General features: G+C 74.0%; 6 protein-coding genes. 1 reads left to right on the top strand and 5 read right to left on the bottom strand.

Features of this window, described 5'->3' with window-relative positions; all coding sequences use genetic code 11:
- The 5 genes from UO65_RS37425 to UO65_RS15865 all read right to left on the bottom strand — a co-directional run.
- Positions 1–11,140, bottom strand: an 11,140-nt coding sequence (locus UO65_RS37425) for a non-ribosomal peptide synthetase (RefSeq protein ID WP_063935951.1), incomplete at its 3' end; no start/stop codon positions are given.
- Between the two features lie 203 nt (positions 11,141–11,343).
- On the bottom strand, positions 11,344–12,216 hold the full coding sequence (locus UO65_RS15880) for a DUF6039 family protein (protein WP_035283255.1): 873 nt from the start codon (positions 12,214–12,216) through the stop codon (positions 11,344–11,346).
- Entirely contained in the window at positions 12,213–14,534 is a 2,322-nt protein-coding gene (gene fabD / locus UO65_RS15875) for an ACP S-malonyltransferase (RefSeq protein WP_035283253.1), read from the bottom strand. The genes UO65_RS15880 and fabD overlap by 4 nt, the downstream gene beginning before the upstream one ends.
- Positions 14,535–14,538: 4 nt before the next feature.
- Complete coding sequence (locus UO65_RS15870) at positions 14,539–15,309, bottom strand: enoyl-CoA hydratase-related protein (protein ID WP_035283252.1); 771 nt, start codon at positions 15,307–15,309, stop codon at positions 14,539–14,541.
- 4 nt (positions 15,310–15,313) lie between these two features.
- On the bottom strand, positions 15,314–16,213 hold the full coding sequence (locus UO65_RS15865) for a DUF6039 family protein (protein ID WP_035283251.1): 900 nt from the start codon (positions 16,211–16,213) through the stop codon (positions 15,314–15,316).
- A 178-nt stretch (positions 16,214–16,391) separates the two neighbouring features.
- Between UO65_RS15865 and UO65_RS15860 the strand changes: the two genes are divergently transcribed.
- The gene (locus tag UO65_RS15860) at positions 16,392–17,588 is read left to right on the top strand and encodes a cytochrome P450 (RefSeq protein WP_035283250.1); all 1,197 of its coding nucleotides are present in this window, start codon (positions 16,392–16,394) and stop codon (positions 17,586–17,588) included.

Below are 17,588 nucleotides of genomic sequence, written 5' to 3'. Positions count from 1 at the left end.
GGTGGGTGGGGAGGGCGAGGATGCGGTCGAGGGCGGCCAGGCCCTCCGCGTCCGTCAGCGCGGCGATGCCCGAGGGCGCGCTGCTGTCGGGGGCGGTGGCGCCCATGCCGGTGGTGCGCCAGGTGGGCCAGTCGACCGCGCGGAACCACGGGCGGCCGGTCAGGGACTGGTGGTCGGCGTAGAGGTCGAGGTAGGCGTTGGCGGCCGCGTAGTCGAGGACTCCTCCCGCGAGGGCGGGGGCGATCGCGGAGAGCGAGGAGAAGAGGAGGACGAAGTCGGGGGTGTCCGGTTGGAGGTTGGCCGCCAGGGTGTGGAGCAGGTCCACCTTGGGGGACAGCACTTCCGCCAGGTCTTCGGTTTCCTTGTGGATGAAGGACGGGCGGCCCGCCGACGCCCGGCCCGCGCAGTGGATGACGCCTGCGATGGGGGCCGCGGCGCGGGTGGCGGCGAAGAACGCGGGGGTGAGGGGTCCGGTGTGGAGGGTCACCCGGGTGCCCTGGCGTTCCAGGTCCGCGACCAGCGCCCGGGTTTCGGGGGTGGGTGGGCGGGTTCCGGTGAGGACGAGGGTGCGGGCGCCGCGGGTGACGAGGTGGCGGGCGACCAGGGCGCCGATGCCCCGGGTGCCGCCGGTGATGAGGTAGGTGCGGTCGGGGTGGATCTTCGTGGGGGTGGGTGGGGTGGTGACGGGGTGCAGGGTCTGGGTGAGGCGGGTGCCCGCGCGGACGGCCACCCGGCCGGAGGGGCCCGCGGTCAGCTCGGCCAGGATCGCCTCGGGGGCGTCGGTGTCGATGTCCAGGACCGAGGAGGTGACCCGTTGGTACTCGGCGCCCAGGAGGGGGACGAAGGCCGCGACCACCGCGCCGGTGAGGGTGGGTGCGGGGCCCGCGGGACCGAGGAGGCCGCGGGTGACCTGGAGAATCCGGAGGTCTCGGCCGCGGGCCCCGGCGATGAGCGCGCGGAGTGCGGCGAGCCGGGGCTGCCAGGGGCGGTCGACGCCGTCGAGGTCGGTGAGGTCGAGCAGGGCCTCGGCCTCGGTGGGGGCGTCGGCGGTCTCGGGGACCAGCCAGGCGCCGCCCGCCAGCTCGGCGATCCGGTGGGCCAGGGCGGCGGTGGCCGCCGTGTGGCGGATGGCGAGCCGGGCTTCGGACGGGCGGGGGGTGAGCGGGGTGGGGGTCCAGTCCGGGCGCAGGAGCGGGACGGGCGCGTCGGCCAGCCAGTAGCGCTTGCGGTCGAACGGGTAGGACGGGAGGCCGGTCAGGCGCGGGCGGGTCCGGTGCAGGGTGGACCAGTCGACGCGGCCGCCGGTGACCCAGTGGCGGGCCAGGGCCTCCAGGTCTTGCGCGGCGTCGGCGACGGGGCCGGGTGGGACGGAGCCGCCGGGGGTGCGGCCGGTGACCCAGGGGTGCCCGGCAGCAGCCGGGCCCTGGCCGGAACCCGGGGACAACGGGTCGCCGAGAGTGCGGCCGGTGACTGAGAGGCCGGCCCCGGACGCCACGCCCTGAGCGGCGCCGATGACAGGGCCGGGCGGAACGAAACCGCCCGGAGTGCGGCCGGTGACCGGGAAGCCTGCCCCGGACGCCACGCCCTGGGCGGCGCCGATGGCGGAGCCGGGCGGGACGGAACCGCCGGGGGTGTGGTCGGGGGTTGACAGGTGTGGCTGGGCCACCGGGGCCCGGCTCGCACCGGCGGTGGGGCCGGATGGGGCGGCGGCGCCGGTGGCGGCCGGGGGGTGGGCGGGGGTGGCCAGGTAGGCGTCCAGGGTGGACAGGAGGTGGGCGTGGTCGCGGGCCACCAGGGCGAGGCGTTCGCGCAGGGGTTCGCGGCCGACCTGGAGGGTGTGGGCGATGTCGGCGAGCGGGGGCAGGGCGGGGGCCGTGGCCCCGGTGCCGCCGAGCAGGTAGGCGCCGAGTTCGGGGCCGGTGAGGTGGATTTCGCCGTCGGCGAGGCGGTGCAGGCGGCGGACGAGGGTGTCGTGGTCGGGCTCGGGGGTGGCGGGGGCGCGGAGGAAGTCGGCGAGGCGGGTGGCGACGGCGCGCAGGGTCGGGGTGTCGCGGGCGGAGAGGACGATGAGTTGCGGGGTGGTGTCCGCCCGGGGTGCCGGGGCGGGGACGAATTCCTCCACCACGACGTGGGCGTTGGCGCCGCCCGCGCCGAAGGAGCTGACGCCCGCGCGGCGGGGCAGGGGCCTGCCGTCGGGGGCGGTGGGGGGTGTCCAGGCGGCGGCGGTGGTCTGGACGCGGAACGGGGAGGACGACCAGTCGATGTTCTGGTTGAGGTCGGCCGCGTGCAGGGAGGGGGCGAGGGTGCGGTGGCGCAGTTGGAGGATCACCTTGGTGAGGGCGGCGATGCCCGCGGCGGCCTCGGGGTGGCCGATGTTGGACTTGACGCTGCCGATGGCGCAGGAGCCGGGGGGCAGGTCGAACGCCCGGGACAGGCCGGCGATCTCGACCGGGTCGCCGAGTTCGGTGCCGGTGCCGTGCGCCTCCAGGTAGCCGACGGTGGCCGGGTCGACGCCCGCGCGGCGCAGGGCGTCGGCGACCAGGGCGCCCTGGGCGACCGGGTTGGGGACCATGTAGCCGTTGGTCTTGCCGCCGTGGTTGATGGCGGTGCCCTTGATGACCGCGTGCACCCGGTCGCCGTCGGCGAGGGCTCGGTGCAGGGGTTTGAGCAGGACCGCGCCGACGCCCTCGGCGGGGACGAAGCCGTCGCCGCCCGCGCCGAAGGCCCGGCAGCGGTGGTCGGTGGAACTCATCCTGAGGCGGTTCTGCTGGATGAACTTGTTGGGGTGCAGGGACAGGTTGACCCCGCCCGCCAGCGCGGCCTCGCACTCGCCGCGGCGCAGTGACTCCACGGCGAGGTGCAGGGCGGTCAGCGACGACGAGCACATGGTGTCGACGGCGAGGCTGGGGCCGGTGAGGTCGAGGAAGTACGACACCCGGTTGGCGATGCCCGCGACGGCGGAGCCGGTGTCGGTGGGGGTGCCGAGCTGGGTGCGCTCGACGCCGAAGAACGGGTACTCGTTGTACATCACGCCCGCGAACACGCCGACCTCGGCGGCGTGCCGCTCGGCGAGCCGGGCGCGGGTGTAGCCGGCGTCCTCCAGGGTTTCCCAGGCGATCTGGAGGAATTGGCGCTCCTGCGGGTCCATCAGTTCCGCGTCGCGGGGGGTGATGTTGAACAGCAGCGGGTCGAAGGTGTCCACGTCGGACAGGAAGCCGCCCCACATGAGGTCGGTGGGCCAGCCGGGGCGGGCCCGGTCGGGCGGGAGCTGGGTGACGCAGTCGCGGCCGGAGACCAGGTTGGCCCAGAACGCCTCCAGGTCGTCGGCCAGCGGGTAGCGGCCCGCGACGCCGATGACGGCGATGTCGCCGGAGGGGGCGCCGCCGTGCCAGGGCCAGTCGCCCTCGGAGCCGGAGCCGGACTTGGTGTCCTCGTCGTCGTCATCGGGGCCGTCGCCCGGCGGTTCCAGGGCGCCCGCGACGCCCGCGAGGTCGGCGTGCTCGAAGAACAGGGTGCGCGGGGCGTCGGGGAACTCGGCCCGCAGCAGGGTGTTGACCTTGGCGATGAGCTGGGAGTTGAGCCCGTAGTGCTCCAGCGGCACCCTCGGGTGCAGGCGGGTGACGGGGATGCCGGAGGCCTCGGAGTAGGCGCGCTTGACGAACTCGACGGTGTCCTCGCTGGCCTCGCGGGGCAGCGGCCGGACCACCTCGCACACCTCGGGTTCGGGTTCGGGCTCCGGTTCGACGACCGCGGGCAGCCCGTCGTCGAGCCAGTGCGGTTCGACGGCGAACGGGTAGGTGGGCAGGGAGACCCGCGACGACGGCGGCAGCCAGTACCGGTGCCACTCGACGTGGTAGCCCTCGATCCAGCTGGCCAGGGCGTCGTACTTGTCGGCGGGTTCCACCCTGGCGGCGGCCAGGGCGGCGTCGACCTCGGCGGTGACCATGCCCTCGACGGGGCGGCCCGCGAGGTGCCCGCGCAGGGCGGTGAGCAGCTCCGGGATGTCGGCGACGGTCAGCGCGAGCCGGTGCGGCAGGTGCGCGCGGCCGGTTTGCAGGGTGTAGGCGATCTCGGCGAGGATCGGGGCGGTGCCGGAGGCGTGCCGGTCGGCGAGGAAGTCGTAGAGGTTGCGGGCGGCGGCCTTGAGCGCGGGGGCGGTGGCCGCCGACAGCAGCACCGGGTAGCGGCGGGCGCCGACCGGGCCGGGTTGCGGGGTGCGCGGTTCGGGGCCGCGCAGCAGCACGTGGCCGTAGGTGCCGGTGGCGCCGACGGCGTTGACCATGGCCCGGACGCGGCCGTCGGCGGCGGTGGCGCGCAGCGGCTGCGGGGCGTCGACCAGGGTCAGCGGCAGGTCGTGCCAGGCGACGAGGGCGGAGCGCTCCTCGGCGGCCAGGGTGGGGGCGATCTGGTCGTGTTCGAGTTGCAGCAGCACCTTGACGAGCTGCGACAGGCCGGAGGCCGCCTCAAGGTGGCCGATGTTGGGTTTGACCGTGCCCACCGGGACCGGTTTCAGGGTGTCGGCGAACACCGTGCCGAGCGCTTCGAGTTCGGCGGCGTCGGCGACGCTGGCCCCGGCGGCGGCGCACTCCACGTAGTCGATGTCGGCCGGGTCGCGGCCCGCCTCGGCCAGGGCCCTGGCCATGGACTCGGCGAGGGCGTCGGCGTTGGGGGCGCCGAAGCGGCTGGAGCGGCCGGAGTGCCCGACCCAGGTGCCCTCGACGATGCCGTGCACCACGTCGTGCTCGGCGGTCGCGGCGGCGGCCGGGCGCAGCACGACCACGCCGCAGCCCTCGCCGGGCGCCCAACCGGAGGCGGTGTTGTCGTAGGCGTGCTGCTCGCCCGCCACGACCAGGCCCAGGTCGTCGAGCAGGCGCAGGTGGTAGGGGTGGGCGAGCAGGTTGGCCGCGCCCACCACCGCCGCGTCGCACTCGCCGCGGCGGATGCTCTCCACGGCCAGGTGCAGGGCGGCCAGCGACGACGAGCAGGAGGTGTCGACGGCGAGGCTGGGGCCGCGGAAGTCGAAGAAGTAGGAGATGCGGTTGGCGATGTCGGAGGCGGTGGCGGACACCGTCGCCGCCTGCCCGCGCTGCCACGCCTCGGCGCCGACGTGGCGGTAGTCCTGCCACATGGTGCCGATGAACACCCCGACCCGGCCGGACTGGCGGCGCAGCGAGTCGGCGGTGTGCCCGGCGTTCTCCAGCGCCTCCCACACGGTTTGCAGCAGCAGGCGGGCCTGCGGGTCGAGGGTGCGGGCCTCGTCCGGGGAGGTGTGGAACAGCAGGGAGTCGAAGGAGTCGATGCGGTCGAGGAAGCCGCCGGTGAGGCCGCTGTCGCCGCCGGGGGTCAGCGCGGCGCGGCGGGCCGGGGGGACCGGGCCGGTGGCGCGCTTGCCCGCGCGCAGGTTGCGCCAGAACTCGCCGAGGTCGGAGGCGCCGGGGAAGGTGCCCGCCATGCCGATGACGGCGACCTCGCCGGGGTCCTGCCGGTCGCGGCGGCTGCTGTCACCCGCGGCTTCGCCCGAGTTCGCCGGGGTGGCGCCGAAGGAGCCGAAGGGGAACCGGGTGCCGTTGTGCGGGGGCTCGTGCTCGGCCGGGCCGCCCAGGAAGCCGTGCAGGAACACGTGCCCGTCGTCCAAGGCGAAGTCGGCGGTGACGCGGTCGTGGTTGACCGCGCCGATCGGGCACAGGCCGATGCCCGCGGCGGCCTGGCCGAGCAGGAGGGTCTGGCCGAGGTAGCCGGCTTCCAGGGTCAGGTAGCGGAGGGTTTCGTCCTGGTAGAGGGGTTTGATGCCCGCGGTCTGGCCGATCAGGTAGATGCCGAAGCCGGAGGCGTCGAAGAGGGGGCGGTTGTAGAAGAAGTGGTGTGAGCGGTCCAGTTGCGGGAACGCGTTGACGAGTCGTAGTGCGTTCGCGGTGGGGTCGTAGTAGTAGGCGCCCGCGGCGAGGCCTTCCACGGCGTTGGGGCGGATGTGGACGTAGACCTGCACCGAGTAGGTGTCACCGGCCGACGGGTAGAGGAACCGGGTGCGGCCCTCGACGGTGGTTTCCGCGAGCAGGCCCAGGAAGCGGCCGAACGCGTCGAACCGGACCGGGCCGGGGGCGAACTCGCGGCGGCTGGCCCGCCAGCCGAAGTACTCCGGGGCGATGGCGGCCCCGGGCAGCGGCACGACCGGTTCGCCCGCGGCGGGCCTGCGGTTGTGCCGGGCGCTCTTGAACGCCTTCTGCTGCTCGGGGGAGAACAGGTCCACGACCTCGTCGGCGGTCAGCGGGTCCGCGGCAGTCGCGGGAGGCGCGACGACGGCCGGGACGGGCGCTGCGGGTGGGGGGATCGGCGCGGCGGCCGGGGCGGGGGTCGCTGGGACGGCGGCCGACGTGGCGATGCCGGTCAGGGCGGCGGCCGGTGCGGTGGTGCTGATTGGGACGGCGGTGGCCGGGGCGGTGGCGGTCTGGGTGCCCGCGAGCTGGCGGGCGATAGAGGCCACGGTGGGCTCGTCGAGCAGGGCCGAGACGGGGACGCGGGTGCCGTAGCGCTCGTGCAGGGCGTTGGAGACCTGGACCATGGTGAACGACGTCGCCCCCTGGTCCCACAGGTCGGCCTCGGGGTCCACGGTGGGCAGGCCCAGCCGCTCGGCGAAGATCGCGGTGATCTCGGTGACCAGTTGCTCCAGCGACGGCCCGGCGGCGGGCTCCGGGGCGGGGGCGGCGGGCTTGGGCCGGTCGATCACCGGCCAGGGCAGGGCGGCGCGGTCGAGCTTGCCGTTGGCGGTGGCCGGGAACGTGTCCACGAAGCCGATGAAGTTCGGCACCATGTACTCCGGCAGCGCCTGCCCGGCGTAGGTGCGCAGCTCGCGCACCGACGGCACGGCGTCACCCGCCGGGATGACGTAGGCGACGAGCTTGCGGTCGCCGGAGTGGTCCTCGCGGGCCAGCACCACGACCTCGGTGACGGCGTCGTGCTGGCGCAGCCGGTGCTCGATCTCGCCCAGCTCCACCCGGAACCCGCGGATCTTCACCTGGTTGTCCGCCCGGCCCAGGAAGCACAGGTTCCCGTCGGGGAAGTAGCTGGCCCGGTCGCCGGTGAGGTACAGCCGCTCGCCGGGGTGGAACGGGTCGTCGACGAACCGCTCGGCGGTCAGGTCCGGGCGGTTGACGTAGCCCTGCGACAGCACGGCGCCGCCGATGTAGAGGTCGCCCTCGACGCCGACCGGCACGGGTTCGCGGTTCTCGTCGAGCACGTGGTAGCGGGCGTTGTCGATCGGCCTGCCGTAGGGGATGCTGCGCCAGGCCGGGTCGACCTCGCCGATGGGGAACCAGTTCGACCACACCGTGGCCTCGGTGGCGCCGCCCAGGCTGATCATCCGCGCGTTGCCGAACACCGGGCGCAGCTCGTCGGGCAGCGACAGCGGGGTGTAGTCGCCGGAGAGGAAGACCAGCCGCAGGTCGCGCGTTCCGGGGTGCCCGGACTTGGCGGCCAGCAGGGGGGCGAGCTGGTTGAGGGTGGTGGGGGCGGAGTTCCAGAAGGTGATCGGCTCGTCGAGCAGCACGTCGAGCAGCAGTTCCGGGTCGCGCTGCTGGGCGGCGTCGGCGATGTAGAGGGAGGCGCCGACGCCGAGCAGGCCGAAGATGTCGAACACCGACAGGTCGAAGCCCAGCGAGGTCACGCACAGGCCGACGTCGGACGGTCCGAAGTGGAACTTCCGGTGGCACCAGTTGAGCAGGTTGTGCACCGGCCGGTGGGTGACCGCCACGCCCTTGGGCTTGCCGGTGCTGCCGGAGGTGAAGATGATGTACGCGCGGTTGTCGACGTGCCCGGTGGGGACCGGGTTCACCTCCCCGCCGGTGGCCGCGGCGGTGTCGGTGTCGATGACCTCGATCGACGACGCGGCGGGCCAGCGGGTGGTGTCGGAGGTGGACAGCACGATCGAGCAGCGCGCCTCGGCCAGCATCACCGCGGCGCGCTCGGCGGGCAGGCCGGGTTCGACCGGCAGGTACACCCCGTCGGCCTTGAGGATGCCCAGGGCGGCGGCGATCATCCTCGGGCCTCGGGCCATGGAGATGCCGACGACGGTCTCCGGGCCGACCCCGCGCCGCTTGAGGGTCCAGGCGATGCGGTTGGCCTCGGCGTTCAGCTCGCCGTAGGTCTGCGTGCCACCCGCCCAGCGCAGCGCGACCGCGTCCGGGGTGGCCGCGGCCTGCCGCTCGATGGGCAGGTGGATCGGGCCGTCGCAGGGGAAGTCGCGGGCGGTGTCGTTCCACTCGACCAGGATCTTGTGCCGCTCGGCGGCCCAAGGGTCTTCAGTTCCGGGGCTGCCCGCGGTCCAGGCGGCGTCGTCGGATTCCAGGGCGGCGACGAGGCGGGCGAACCCGGCGAACAGGGCGGGGGCGTCGGCGAAGTCGGCCTCGACGACGTCCCAGCAGAACCGGGCGCCGGTCGCGTCGAACTCGCCGATGCAGTCCAGCGACACACCCGGGGTGCAGGTCAGCCACTCGCCGGTGCGCGCGCCCGGCGGGGTGTCGGTCAGGTCGAACAGGGAGGTGTAGACGACCGGGAAGCCGTACCCGCTGTCGTTCTTGCGCTCCCGCAGCACGATCTTGCGCAGCTCGGTGAGCCCGCTGACCGCGTCGGCCTCGGCGTCGGCGGCCAGCTCCGCGTCGTGGGCCCGCGCCGCCTCCACGATGGACCGGCCCTCGGGCCCGCGGCGGACCCAGCTCAACGCGGTCAGCTCAGCGGGCCGGAACCGCCGCGCGTGCTCCGGGAACCGGACCACGGACACGGTGAAGTCCTCCGGGTGCGCGCTGCTCAGCGCCTTGCCCAGGGCCGCGAGCAGGACCGCGTCCGGGCTGACGCCGTGCCGCTCGGCGCGGGCGCGGAAACCCGCCCAGTCGGTGAAGGCGCCGGTCAGCCGGGTGCGGGGCGCGGCGGCGCGCGGCCGGTCGGGGACGGTCGGGCCCGGGGGCAGGTCGGCGAGGCGGTCGCGCCAGTGCTGCTGCCTGCGCACGAAGTCCTTGGCCAGCCGGGCGTGCTCGCGGGCGGCCCGCTGCTCGGCGTAGGGGACCTGCGGGCGCGGGTCGCCGCCGTCGAGGTAGACGCGGACCAGTTCGCGGGCGATGGCGTGGATGCTGACGGCGTCGGCGAGCAGCAGGTCGACCGCGAGGTGGATGGTGGCGCGCGCCCGGGAGCGGGTGGCGCGCAGGTCGAAGTGGTGCCAGCGGGCCAGCGGGAACGCCGCCGACACCATGGCCGCGCGGGTCGCCGCGTCGACCGCGGCGTGCTCGGCCGGGTCGGCGACCTCGGTCACCGGCACCCGCCTGCGCGCCGGGGTGTCGCGGCGCACCCGGATGCGGCCGTCGCCGGACACGGCGCTGCGCAGCACGTCGTACTCGGCCACCACCTTCAGCGCCGCGGCCTCCAGCCGGGTCCGGTCCAGGTGCGGCACGTGCAGGCTGGTGACCACCTGGCAGCCGTCCGCGGCGGCGTCCCCGGCGCGGGCGACGAAGTAGGCCTGCTGGAGTTCGTTGAGGCCGCGGATCTCCAGGTCCGGCGGGGTGGCCAGCTCGCGCAGGTCGTTGACCAGCGCGGCGAACGCGGCGTCGGCCACCCCGGGGGCGACGAACGCGTCGGCGACGTCCCACTGCAGGTGCAGCTCGCCGTGCTGCTGCCACATCTGGTGGTCCAGGGCCACCCCGGAGGTCTGGCTGACGGCGTAGTCCACCGACGCGGCGAACCCGCTGTCGGCGTCGGCGGGCAGGGCGTCGAGCATGCTGGTGAACACCACCGGCAGCGCCACCTGGCGGCGGATCGCCCGCCGCGACCGCAGCTCCCGCTGCACGGTGACCCCGCAGACCGACGAGTGCTGCACCGCCTGCCAGAGCTGCTTGTGGGTGCGCGCGCAGGCGTCGTCGAGGCGGACCCCGGCGGTGGAGTCGGCGAGGAACACCGCGCTGGCGGTGAACGGCCCGACCAGGTCGGCGACCGCGCTGGGCAGCCGCACGCGGTTGTTGGTGGTGACCACGAGGGAGAACGGGGCGCGCGCGGCGTACCGGGCGAGGACTTCGGCGAAGAGGGTCAGCACCAGGGAGGTGGGCGAGACGTCCCACGCGCCCGCCAGCTCGCGGATCGCGGCCCACTCGCGGGCGCTGAGGGAGTCGCGCAGCGCCCGGCGCGGGCCTTCCTGGCCGGTGCCGCCGAGGTCGGGGCCGTCGGGCATGTCGCGCAGCAGCTCCACCCAGTAGTCCAGGTCGGCGGCGTGGGTGGCGCTGTCCTCCTGGGCCTTGAGCGCGGCCAGGCTGTCGCGGACGCTGACCGCCGGGGCGGGCAGGACGTGGTCCGGGTCGGTGTAGAGGGCGGCCCACTGGGTCAGCAGCAGGGCCAGGCCGTGCCCGTCGGTGGTGATCGCGTCCAGGCTCAGGTGCACCCGGCCGGTGCCGTCGGCGCGCTTGGTCACCTCGACGGTGAACGGGGTGTCCCCGGCGGCGTAGCGCTTGTGCGACAGGCGGGCGCGCACCTCGGCGGCCTGCCGCTCCTGGGCGGCGTCGTCGCCGGTCGGCTCGTGCACCCGCAGTGTCCACTCGGGGGCGTCGGGGCGGACGTACTGCTGCCCGGAGGCGGTGATGCCCAGCCGCAGCACGTCGTGGTGGCGCACGAGCCGCCGCCAGGCGCCGTCGAGCCGGGTCACGTCGAGGTCGTCGACCTCGAACTCGCGGTAGAGGTGGCAGCCCACGGCGTCGGCGGTCAGCTCGGCCTGCCTGCCGAGCAGGTACGCCTGCTGCATCGGGGTGAGCGGGAACGGCTGCCCGGCGTTGGCCGGGTCGGCGGTGACCAGGACCCCGGCGGCCCGCGACACACCGGTGGTCGGCCCCTCGGCCAGGTGCGCGGCGACCCGGTCGGCCAGCTCGGCGAAGCTGCGGCTCTTGCCCACCCAGTCGATCGGGATGTCGACGGCGTACTCGGTCTGCAACACCAGCCACAGCCGGGCCGCGGCCATCGAGTCGAGCCCGTAGGCCCGCAGGGACGCCGCGAGGTCGGGGGTGGTGCCCGCGGGCAGCAGCTCCGCGAGGACCCCGGTGACGGTGTCCCGCACCCGGGCGAGGACCTCACCGGTCCGGGTGGTGCTCCCCGCCGTGCCGTCTGCTGGCGCCATTGCAGTCTCCCGCGTGCGAAGGGTTGCCGTCTTCTGCTGGGGCGTTCCGGGGGATTGCTTTTGCCACGCAAGCATTTCCCCGGTCGGCTGCCGCGGTTCCGACGCTAATGCGGGGTCTGCCGGATGCCTGCTCACGTTTGAGCAGGGCCCGGACGCGCCGAAAGGGGCCACCGGTGTCCGGTGGCCCCTTTCGGCGGGTCGCGTCAGAAGCGGTCGGGCCGCAGCGGGGTGAAGGCGACGTCGCCCATGCTGCCCTCGACGAAGATGCGGTTCCAGGTGCCGCCGCCCTTGGCCGGGGCGATGATCTCGTTCAGGTAGATGTCGCGGGTGGCCTGGTCCATGCGCTGGTGCATGTCGATCAGGTCGTAGTAGGAGTCCAGGTCCTTCATGTGGATGAGCCAGTGCACGTAGTCGGCGCCGCCGAAGGCCTCCTCGAACAGGAAGGAGGTGCTGACCCCGGGCAGGTGGGTGTTGATGTCCTCGGTGATCTGGCGGGCGAACACGCGGGCCTCGGCGCGGAAGGCGTACTTGGTGACCGCGCTGCGGTGGATGACGATCTCGGAGTTGCCGGAGTGGACCAGCGAGTCGGCGGGCAGCGAGGTCTGGCCCGCGGCGGGCGGCACCACCAGGTTCGGCTTGGCGGTGTCGATCCCGGCGCCCTCGGGCAGCGCCTCGTCGGTGCCGTACATGCCCCAGTGCTGCGGGATCAGCAGGGTTTCGGTGACCGAGCCGTCGACGTACATGGGGTCGGTGCCCGCGCCCTCGCCGGTGCCCTCCAGGCCGTCCTCGAACAGGTCCGACACCGCCGCGTAGTCGTGCAGCGAGCGCAGGTGCAGCAGCCAGTGCAGGCGGTCGCGGCGGCCGAACGCCTCCTCGTAGACGAAGACCGTGGCGGCGCCCTGGTGCTTGTGGTTGATCTGCTCCGCCAGCTCCAGCGCGGTCTTCTTGCCCACCGAGCGGAACTGCGCGCGCAGTTGGGCGGTGCGCTCGACCACCACCCCGGAGTTGACCGAGTTGAGCAGGTCCTCCGGTGCCAGCGTGGTCTGGGCCTGCGCGCCCACGGCGGTCTCGGTCACGGTCGTCCTCCACACATCCCGGCGAGCACCTCGGCGGCGCCGCTCATCAGTCGTTCCGCGATGACCTCGACGTGGCGGGCCCGCCAGTCCTGGAGGTCGGTGCCCGCGGCGAAGCGGTTGAACGCGCCGATCGCCGGGCCGCACTGGATCTGGTAGTTCACCCGCTGGTCGGGCACGCCGTCGAGGCCCCAGCGGACCGAGCGGGCGAAGTACCACTGGAAGGCCAGGGCGAGCTTCTGCTTCCCGCTCAGCCTGCTCAGGTCCTTGCCGCGCCCCTGGTGGTAGGCCGCGGTCTCCGCCCACACCTCGGCGTAGGGGCGCTTGAAGTAGGTGTCCTCGATGCTCTTGCGCGTCCGCTCGTCGATCTCCTCCCAGGAGTCGTAGCGGCGGTAGAGCTGGTGGAGCTTGTTGCCGCGGGCGGCGAACAGGGTGCCCTTGCGGACCACCTGCACCCGGGCGCCGATCTCGAACATGTCCCCGGCGGGGGCGTACGCGGTGTCCTGCACGTCCAGCGACGCCAGGATGTCCTTGACCGCGTCGGAGGTCCCGCTCTCCGGGGTGCACTGGTTGACCGACCCGGTGAGCACGAAGTCCGCGCCCAGCACCAACATTGCGGCCACCGCCTCCGGGGCGCCCACGCCACCGGCCGCGCCGACGCGCAAGCGCTTGGCGTAGCCCTCCTCGGCCATGACCTCGTCGCGCAGGCGCAGCATGGACGGCATCAGCGTCAGGGCCGCGCCGCCGTCGGTGTGCCCGCCGGAATCGGCCTCGACGCAGATGTCCTCGCTGACCGGCAGCACCAGGGCGACCCTGGCCTCCTCGTCGGTCAGCAGGCCCGCGTCGCGCAGCTTCGCCACCACGGCGGGGGCTGCCGGGCGCATGAACGCGGCGGCCACCTCCGGGCGCGACACCTTCGCCAGCACCCGGTGCGGGGCGTGGCAGACGCCTGCCGCGTCGATCCGCGCACCGTGGTAGCGGAAGCGGACCACGGCGGGGGTGACCTGGGTGAAGCCCGCGGTCTCGACCGCGCGGACGCCGTGGCGCAGGTACAGCTCGACCACGGCGTCCTCGAACGCCGGGTCGTCCAGGGAGTGCAGCAGGTTCATGCCGTAGCGGCCGTCCGGGCCCAGCGCGGACTTGATCTCCACCAGGGCCGCCTCGACCCGGTCCGGCTTCAGCCCGCCCGCGCCGAAGAAGCCCAGCAGCCCGGCCCGGCCCAGCCGGATCACCAGCTCGGTGGAGGCGATGCCGCGGAACATGGCCCCGGCCAGGTAGGCGTACCGGACACCCCAGTCTTCCCGGAACTCCGCAGAACCCAGATCCTCCGCGCGCAACCCGACCGGCCGCGTGGGCACGGCGGCCGTGGGAATGGCCGCCGTGGGAGCGGCCATCGCGGGAACGGCGACTGTGGAGGCGGCCATGGCGGGAGTGGCGGGCCGGGGAGCGGGGATCAGCGGCGCCGCGGTCGGGGCGGGCACCGGGTCGGTGACCGCCGCCTTCCACAACCCGGCCAGCACCCGCCCCGGACCCAGCTCCTCGACCTCCTCGACGCCGTGGTCGATCAGGTGGCGCATGGATTCCGCCCAGCGCACCGGCCTGCGGATCTGCTCGGCCAGCAGGGTCGCGACCTCACCCGGCCGGTACGGCTGGGCGGTGACGTTGGAGATGACCGGCACCATCGGGTCGGTGAAGGTGACCCCGGCCAGCACGGCGGCGAACTCCTCGGCCGCGGCGGCCATGTACCGGGAGTGGAACGCGGCGCTGACCTTGAGCGGCACGCAGCGCGCGGCCTTGTCCCGCTCGATCAGGATCGTCGCCGCCCGGATGCCCTCCGGCGGGCCGGACAGCACCACCTGGGTGCGGGAGTTGTGGTTGGCGATGTCCACGCCGGTGTCCGCGCCGCCCGCGAGCAGCTCGACCACCCGGTCGAGGTCCACGCCGATGACCGCGGTCATGCCGCCGCCCGCCCGGCCCATCAGCTCGCCGCGGCGGCGCACCAGCTCCACGCCGGTGGAGAAGTCGAAGCAGCCCGCGGCGAACAGCGCGTCGTACTCGCCGAGGCTGTGCCCGGCCAGGAACTTCGGCGCGGGCAGCTCGCGGGCGCGCGACAGGTGCGTCAGCGCGTTGACCACGAACAGCGCGGGCTGGGCGAACTCGGTGCGCCGCAGCCGCCCGTCCGGGTCGTCGGCGCACAGCTCCCGCAGCGACCAGCCGAGGACGTCCTCGGCCTGGCGGGTCAGCTCCGGGTAGCGGTCGAACAGCCCGGCGCCCATGCCCTTGCGCTGCGAGCCCTGACCGGGGAAGACCAACGCGACCATGGTGCTACGCCTCCCAGGGGAACTTCCGGTGCGTGGTGAAGTCGGAGATGCGCCTGGCCACGGTCTCGTCGGCCATCAGGCGCGCGAACTCGCGCAGCGCCAGCTCCTCGCCCGCGGCCGAACCGGACCACTGGGCGCGGCAGTACCGCTTGAGGTCGGCCACGGTCGCCGCGTCCATGCGGCGCAGCCGGGCCAGCAGGGTGCGCAGGGCCGTGTCCGGCCGCTCGGTCAGCTCGTCCACCAGGTGCCAGCGCTCGGCGGCCTCGGCCGGGACCGACTGGGTGGACAGCGACATGGTGTAGGCCTTCTGGAAGCCCACCCGGCGGATCAGGAACGGCAGCACGCAGCACGGCAGCAGCCCCCACAGCGCCTCCGGGAGGCCGAACTGGCTGCGCGCGGTGGCGAAGACGAAGTCGCTGGCGGCGACCAGGCCGACCCCGCCACCGGAGGTCCAGCCGTCCACCAGGGACACCACCACCCTGGGGGCGAGGGTGAACCGGCGCAGCAGGCCGAGGAATTCCTCCCCGCCCACCCTGGCCAGCTCACCCCCGTCGCCCAGGTGCTCGGAGGCGTCGGCGAAGTCCATCCCGGTGCAGAACACCCCGTCGGCCCCGTGCAGGGCGACGACGCGGCAGTCCGGGTCGGCCTCGGCCAGGTCCAGGGCGGCGTGCAGCTCGGTGAGCACGGTGCCGCCGATGGCGCCGCGGGTGAGGCCGACCCGCAGCAGGCCGGGGGCCCGCTCCAGGCGCAGCGTGCTGAACTCCGCCGTGGTCATGGCGTCAGAAGCCGGAGGCGGTGGTGCCGGACCGCAGCGGGGAGAGCACCAGGTCCTGGATGGTGCCGTCGACGAAGGTCTTCTCCCAGGAGCCGCCGCCCTTGGCCAGCGCGACCCGGCGGGCGCCGAGGATCTGCTTGTAGGTCTCGTCCTTGCCCAGCTCCACCAGCTTGAGGTAGTCGTTGAGCGTCTTGAAGTGCAGGGTCCAGTGGATGCGGTCCTGGCGGCCGAAGGTCTCCTCGAACAGGAACGCCGACACCGAGCCGCGCAGGGTGTTGTTGATGTGGTTGGCCCACTCGTAGGCGAACTGGCGGGCCTCGTCGCGGAACTCGTACTTGCAGTGCGCGGTCCGCATGATCGTGATGCCCGCGTTGCCGGTGTGCAGCAGCTCGCCCTCGGGGACGGTGGTCTGGTGCGAGGCCGGGTCGGCGAAGTACGTGGGGTCGTCATCGTCGTCGTCGTGGTCCCCGACGCCGTGCTGCGGCACGATGACGCGCTCGGAGAAGGTGCCCTCGGTGAACATCCGCTCCCAGTTGCCGCCGCCGCCCTCGGCGAGGCGGTCGCGCTCGGTGATGTCCTTGAAGGTCTTGTCGTGGTCGACCAGGTCCAGGATGACGTGGTAGTCGTTGGGGTTCTTGAAGTGCTGCACCCAGTGCACCCGGTCCTGCTGCCCGAACAGCTCCTCGAACACGACGATGGTCGCCTTGCCCGCCAGCGGTTTGTTCAGGAAGCCCGCCAGCTCCAGGGCGAACTCCCGGCCCTCGCGGCGGAACTCGTGCCGGATCTGGCCGGAGCGGTGGATGACGAACCCGCTGTTCGAGGTGTTGAACGCCGTCGGGGCCTGCGCGGGCACCCCGGTCTCGTCGGTCTCCGCGAGCACGGGGCGCTCGATGATGTCGGTCATGGCCACGGTCCCCTTCGGTGGTCTGCTGTGCTGCTCGCCACCCTCACCCCGCTGGCGGCGGGGGTCTGCTCAGTACTGCGCAGAGGGTCCGGCGGCGGCTGCCTACCTTCGTGGGGAAGGCAGAACTGCGCAGGAAGCTTGTTCGGGGTGAGCGTTCCGGGAACGAGGTGCGCCTGAGATGGCGGAAACCCAGCGGGTGCACGTGTACCCCTTCGGCGAGGTCACCGGACTGGAGGTGCACCCGGTGTTCGCCGAGCTGCGGGAGTCCGAACCACTGGCCCGGGTGCGGCTGCCGCACGGCGGCGAGGGGTGGCTGGTCACCCGGTACGCCGACGTCAAGCTGGTCAACTCCGACCCCAGGTTCACCCGGTCGCCGGTGGGCGGGGGCGTTCCGCGCACCACGGCGCTGCCGCGCCGGGCCGACTCGATCCTGGGCATGGACCCGCCCGGGCACACGCGGCTGCGCGCCCTGGTGTCGAAGGCGTTCACCCCCCGCCGGGTCGAGCGGCTGCGACCGCGGGTCGAGCAGGTGGTGGCCGCGCTGCTGGACCGGGTGGAGGAAATCGGGCCGGGGGCGGACCTGGTGGCCGGGCTGAGCCTGCCGCTGACCATCACCGTCATCTGCGACCTCCTCGGCGTCCCCTACCGCGACCACGCCGAATTCCGCCGCTGGTCCGACGCGATGATGTCCACCACCGCGGTCGACCCCGCCGAGGCCGCGCACAGCGAGGCCGCCCTGCGCGCCTACCTGGCCCGCCTGGTCGCCGAGCGCCGCGCGCACCCCCGCGACGACCTGCTCGGCCACCTCGTCGCGGCCCGCGACCGCGGCTCCCGGCTCACGGAGCCGGAACTGGTGTCGTTCGGCGTGACGCTGCTGATCGCCGGGCACGAGACCGCCGCGAACCAGCTTTCGAACTTCGCCTACGTGCTGCTCACCACCCCGTCCCTGCTCGCGGCGCTGCGCGCGGACCGGGGCCTGCTGCCGGGGGCGGTCGAGGAGCTGCTGCGGTTCGTCCCCCTGGGCAACGGCATCGGCAACGCCCGGGTCGCCCGCGTCGACGTCGAGCTGAGCGGCGGCGTCGTCCGCGCGGGCGAACACGTCTTCGCCGCCGGGGTCAACGCCAACCGCGACCCCCGCGCCTTCCCCGACCCGGACACCCCCGACCCGCGCCGCACGCCCAACCCGCACCTGGCGTTCGGGCACGGCCCGCACTACTGCCTGGGGGCGCAACTGGCGCGGATGGAACTGACCGTCGCCCTCGGCGCCCTGCTCGACCGCTTCCCCGCCCTGGCCCTGGCCGTGGACCCCGGGGACGTGCCGTGGAAGCGGGGCAGGCTCCTGCGCGGCCCCGACCGACTGCCCGTGCGCTGGTGA

Source organism: Actinokineospora spheciospongiae (genome assembly GCF_000564855.1).
GTDB classification, from domain to species: Bacteria; Actinomycetota; Actinomycetes; order Mycobacteriales; family Pseudonocardiaceae; genus Actinokineospora; species Actinokineospora spheciospongiae.
The sequence above is the reverse complement of the archived record's forward strand: the minus strand, read 5'-3'. Positions and strand labels throughout refer to the sequence as shown.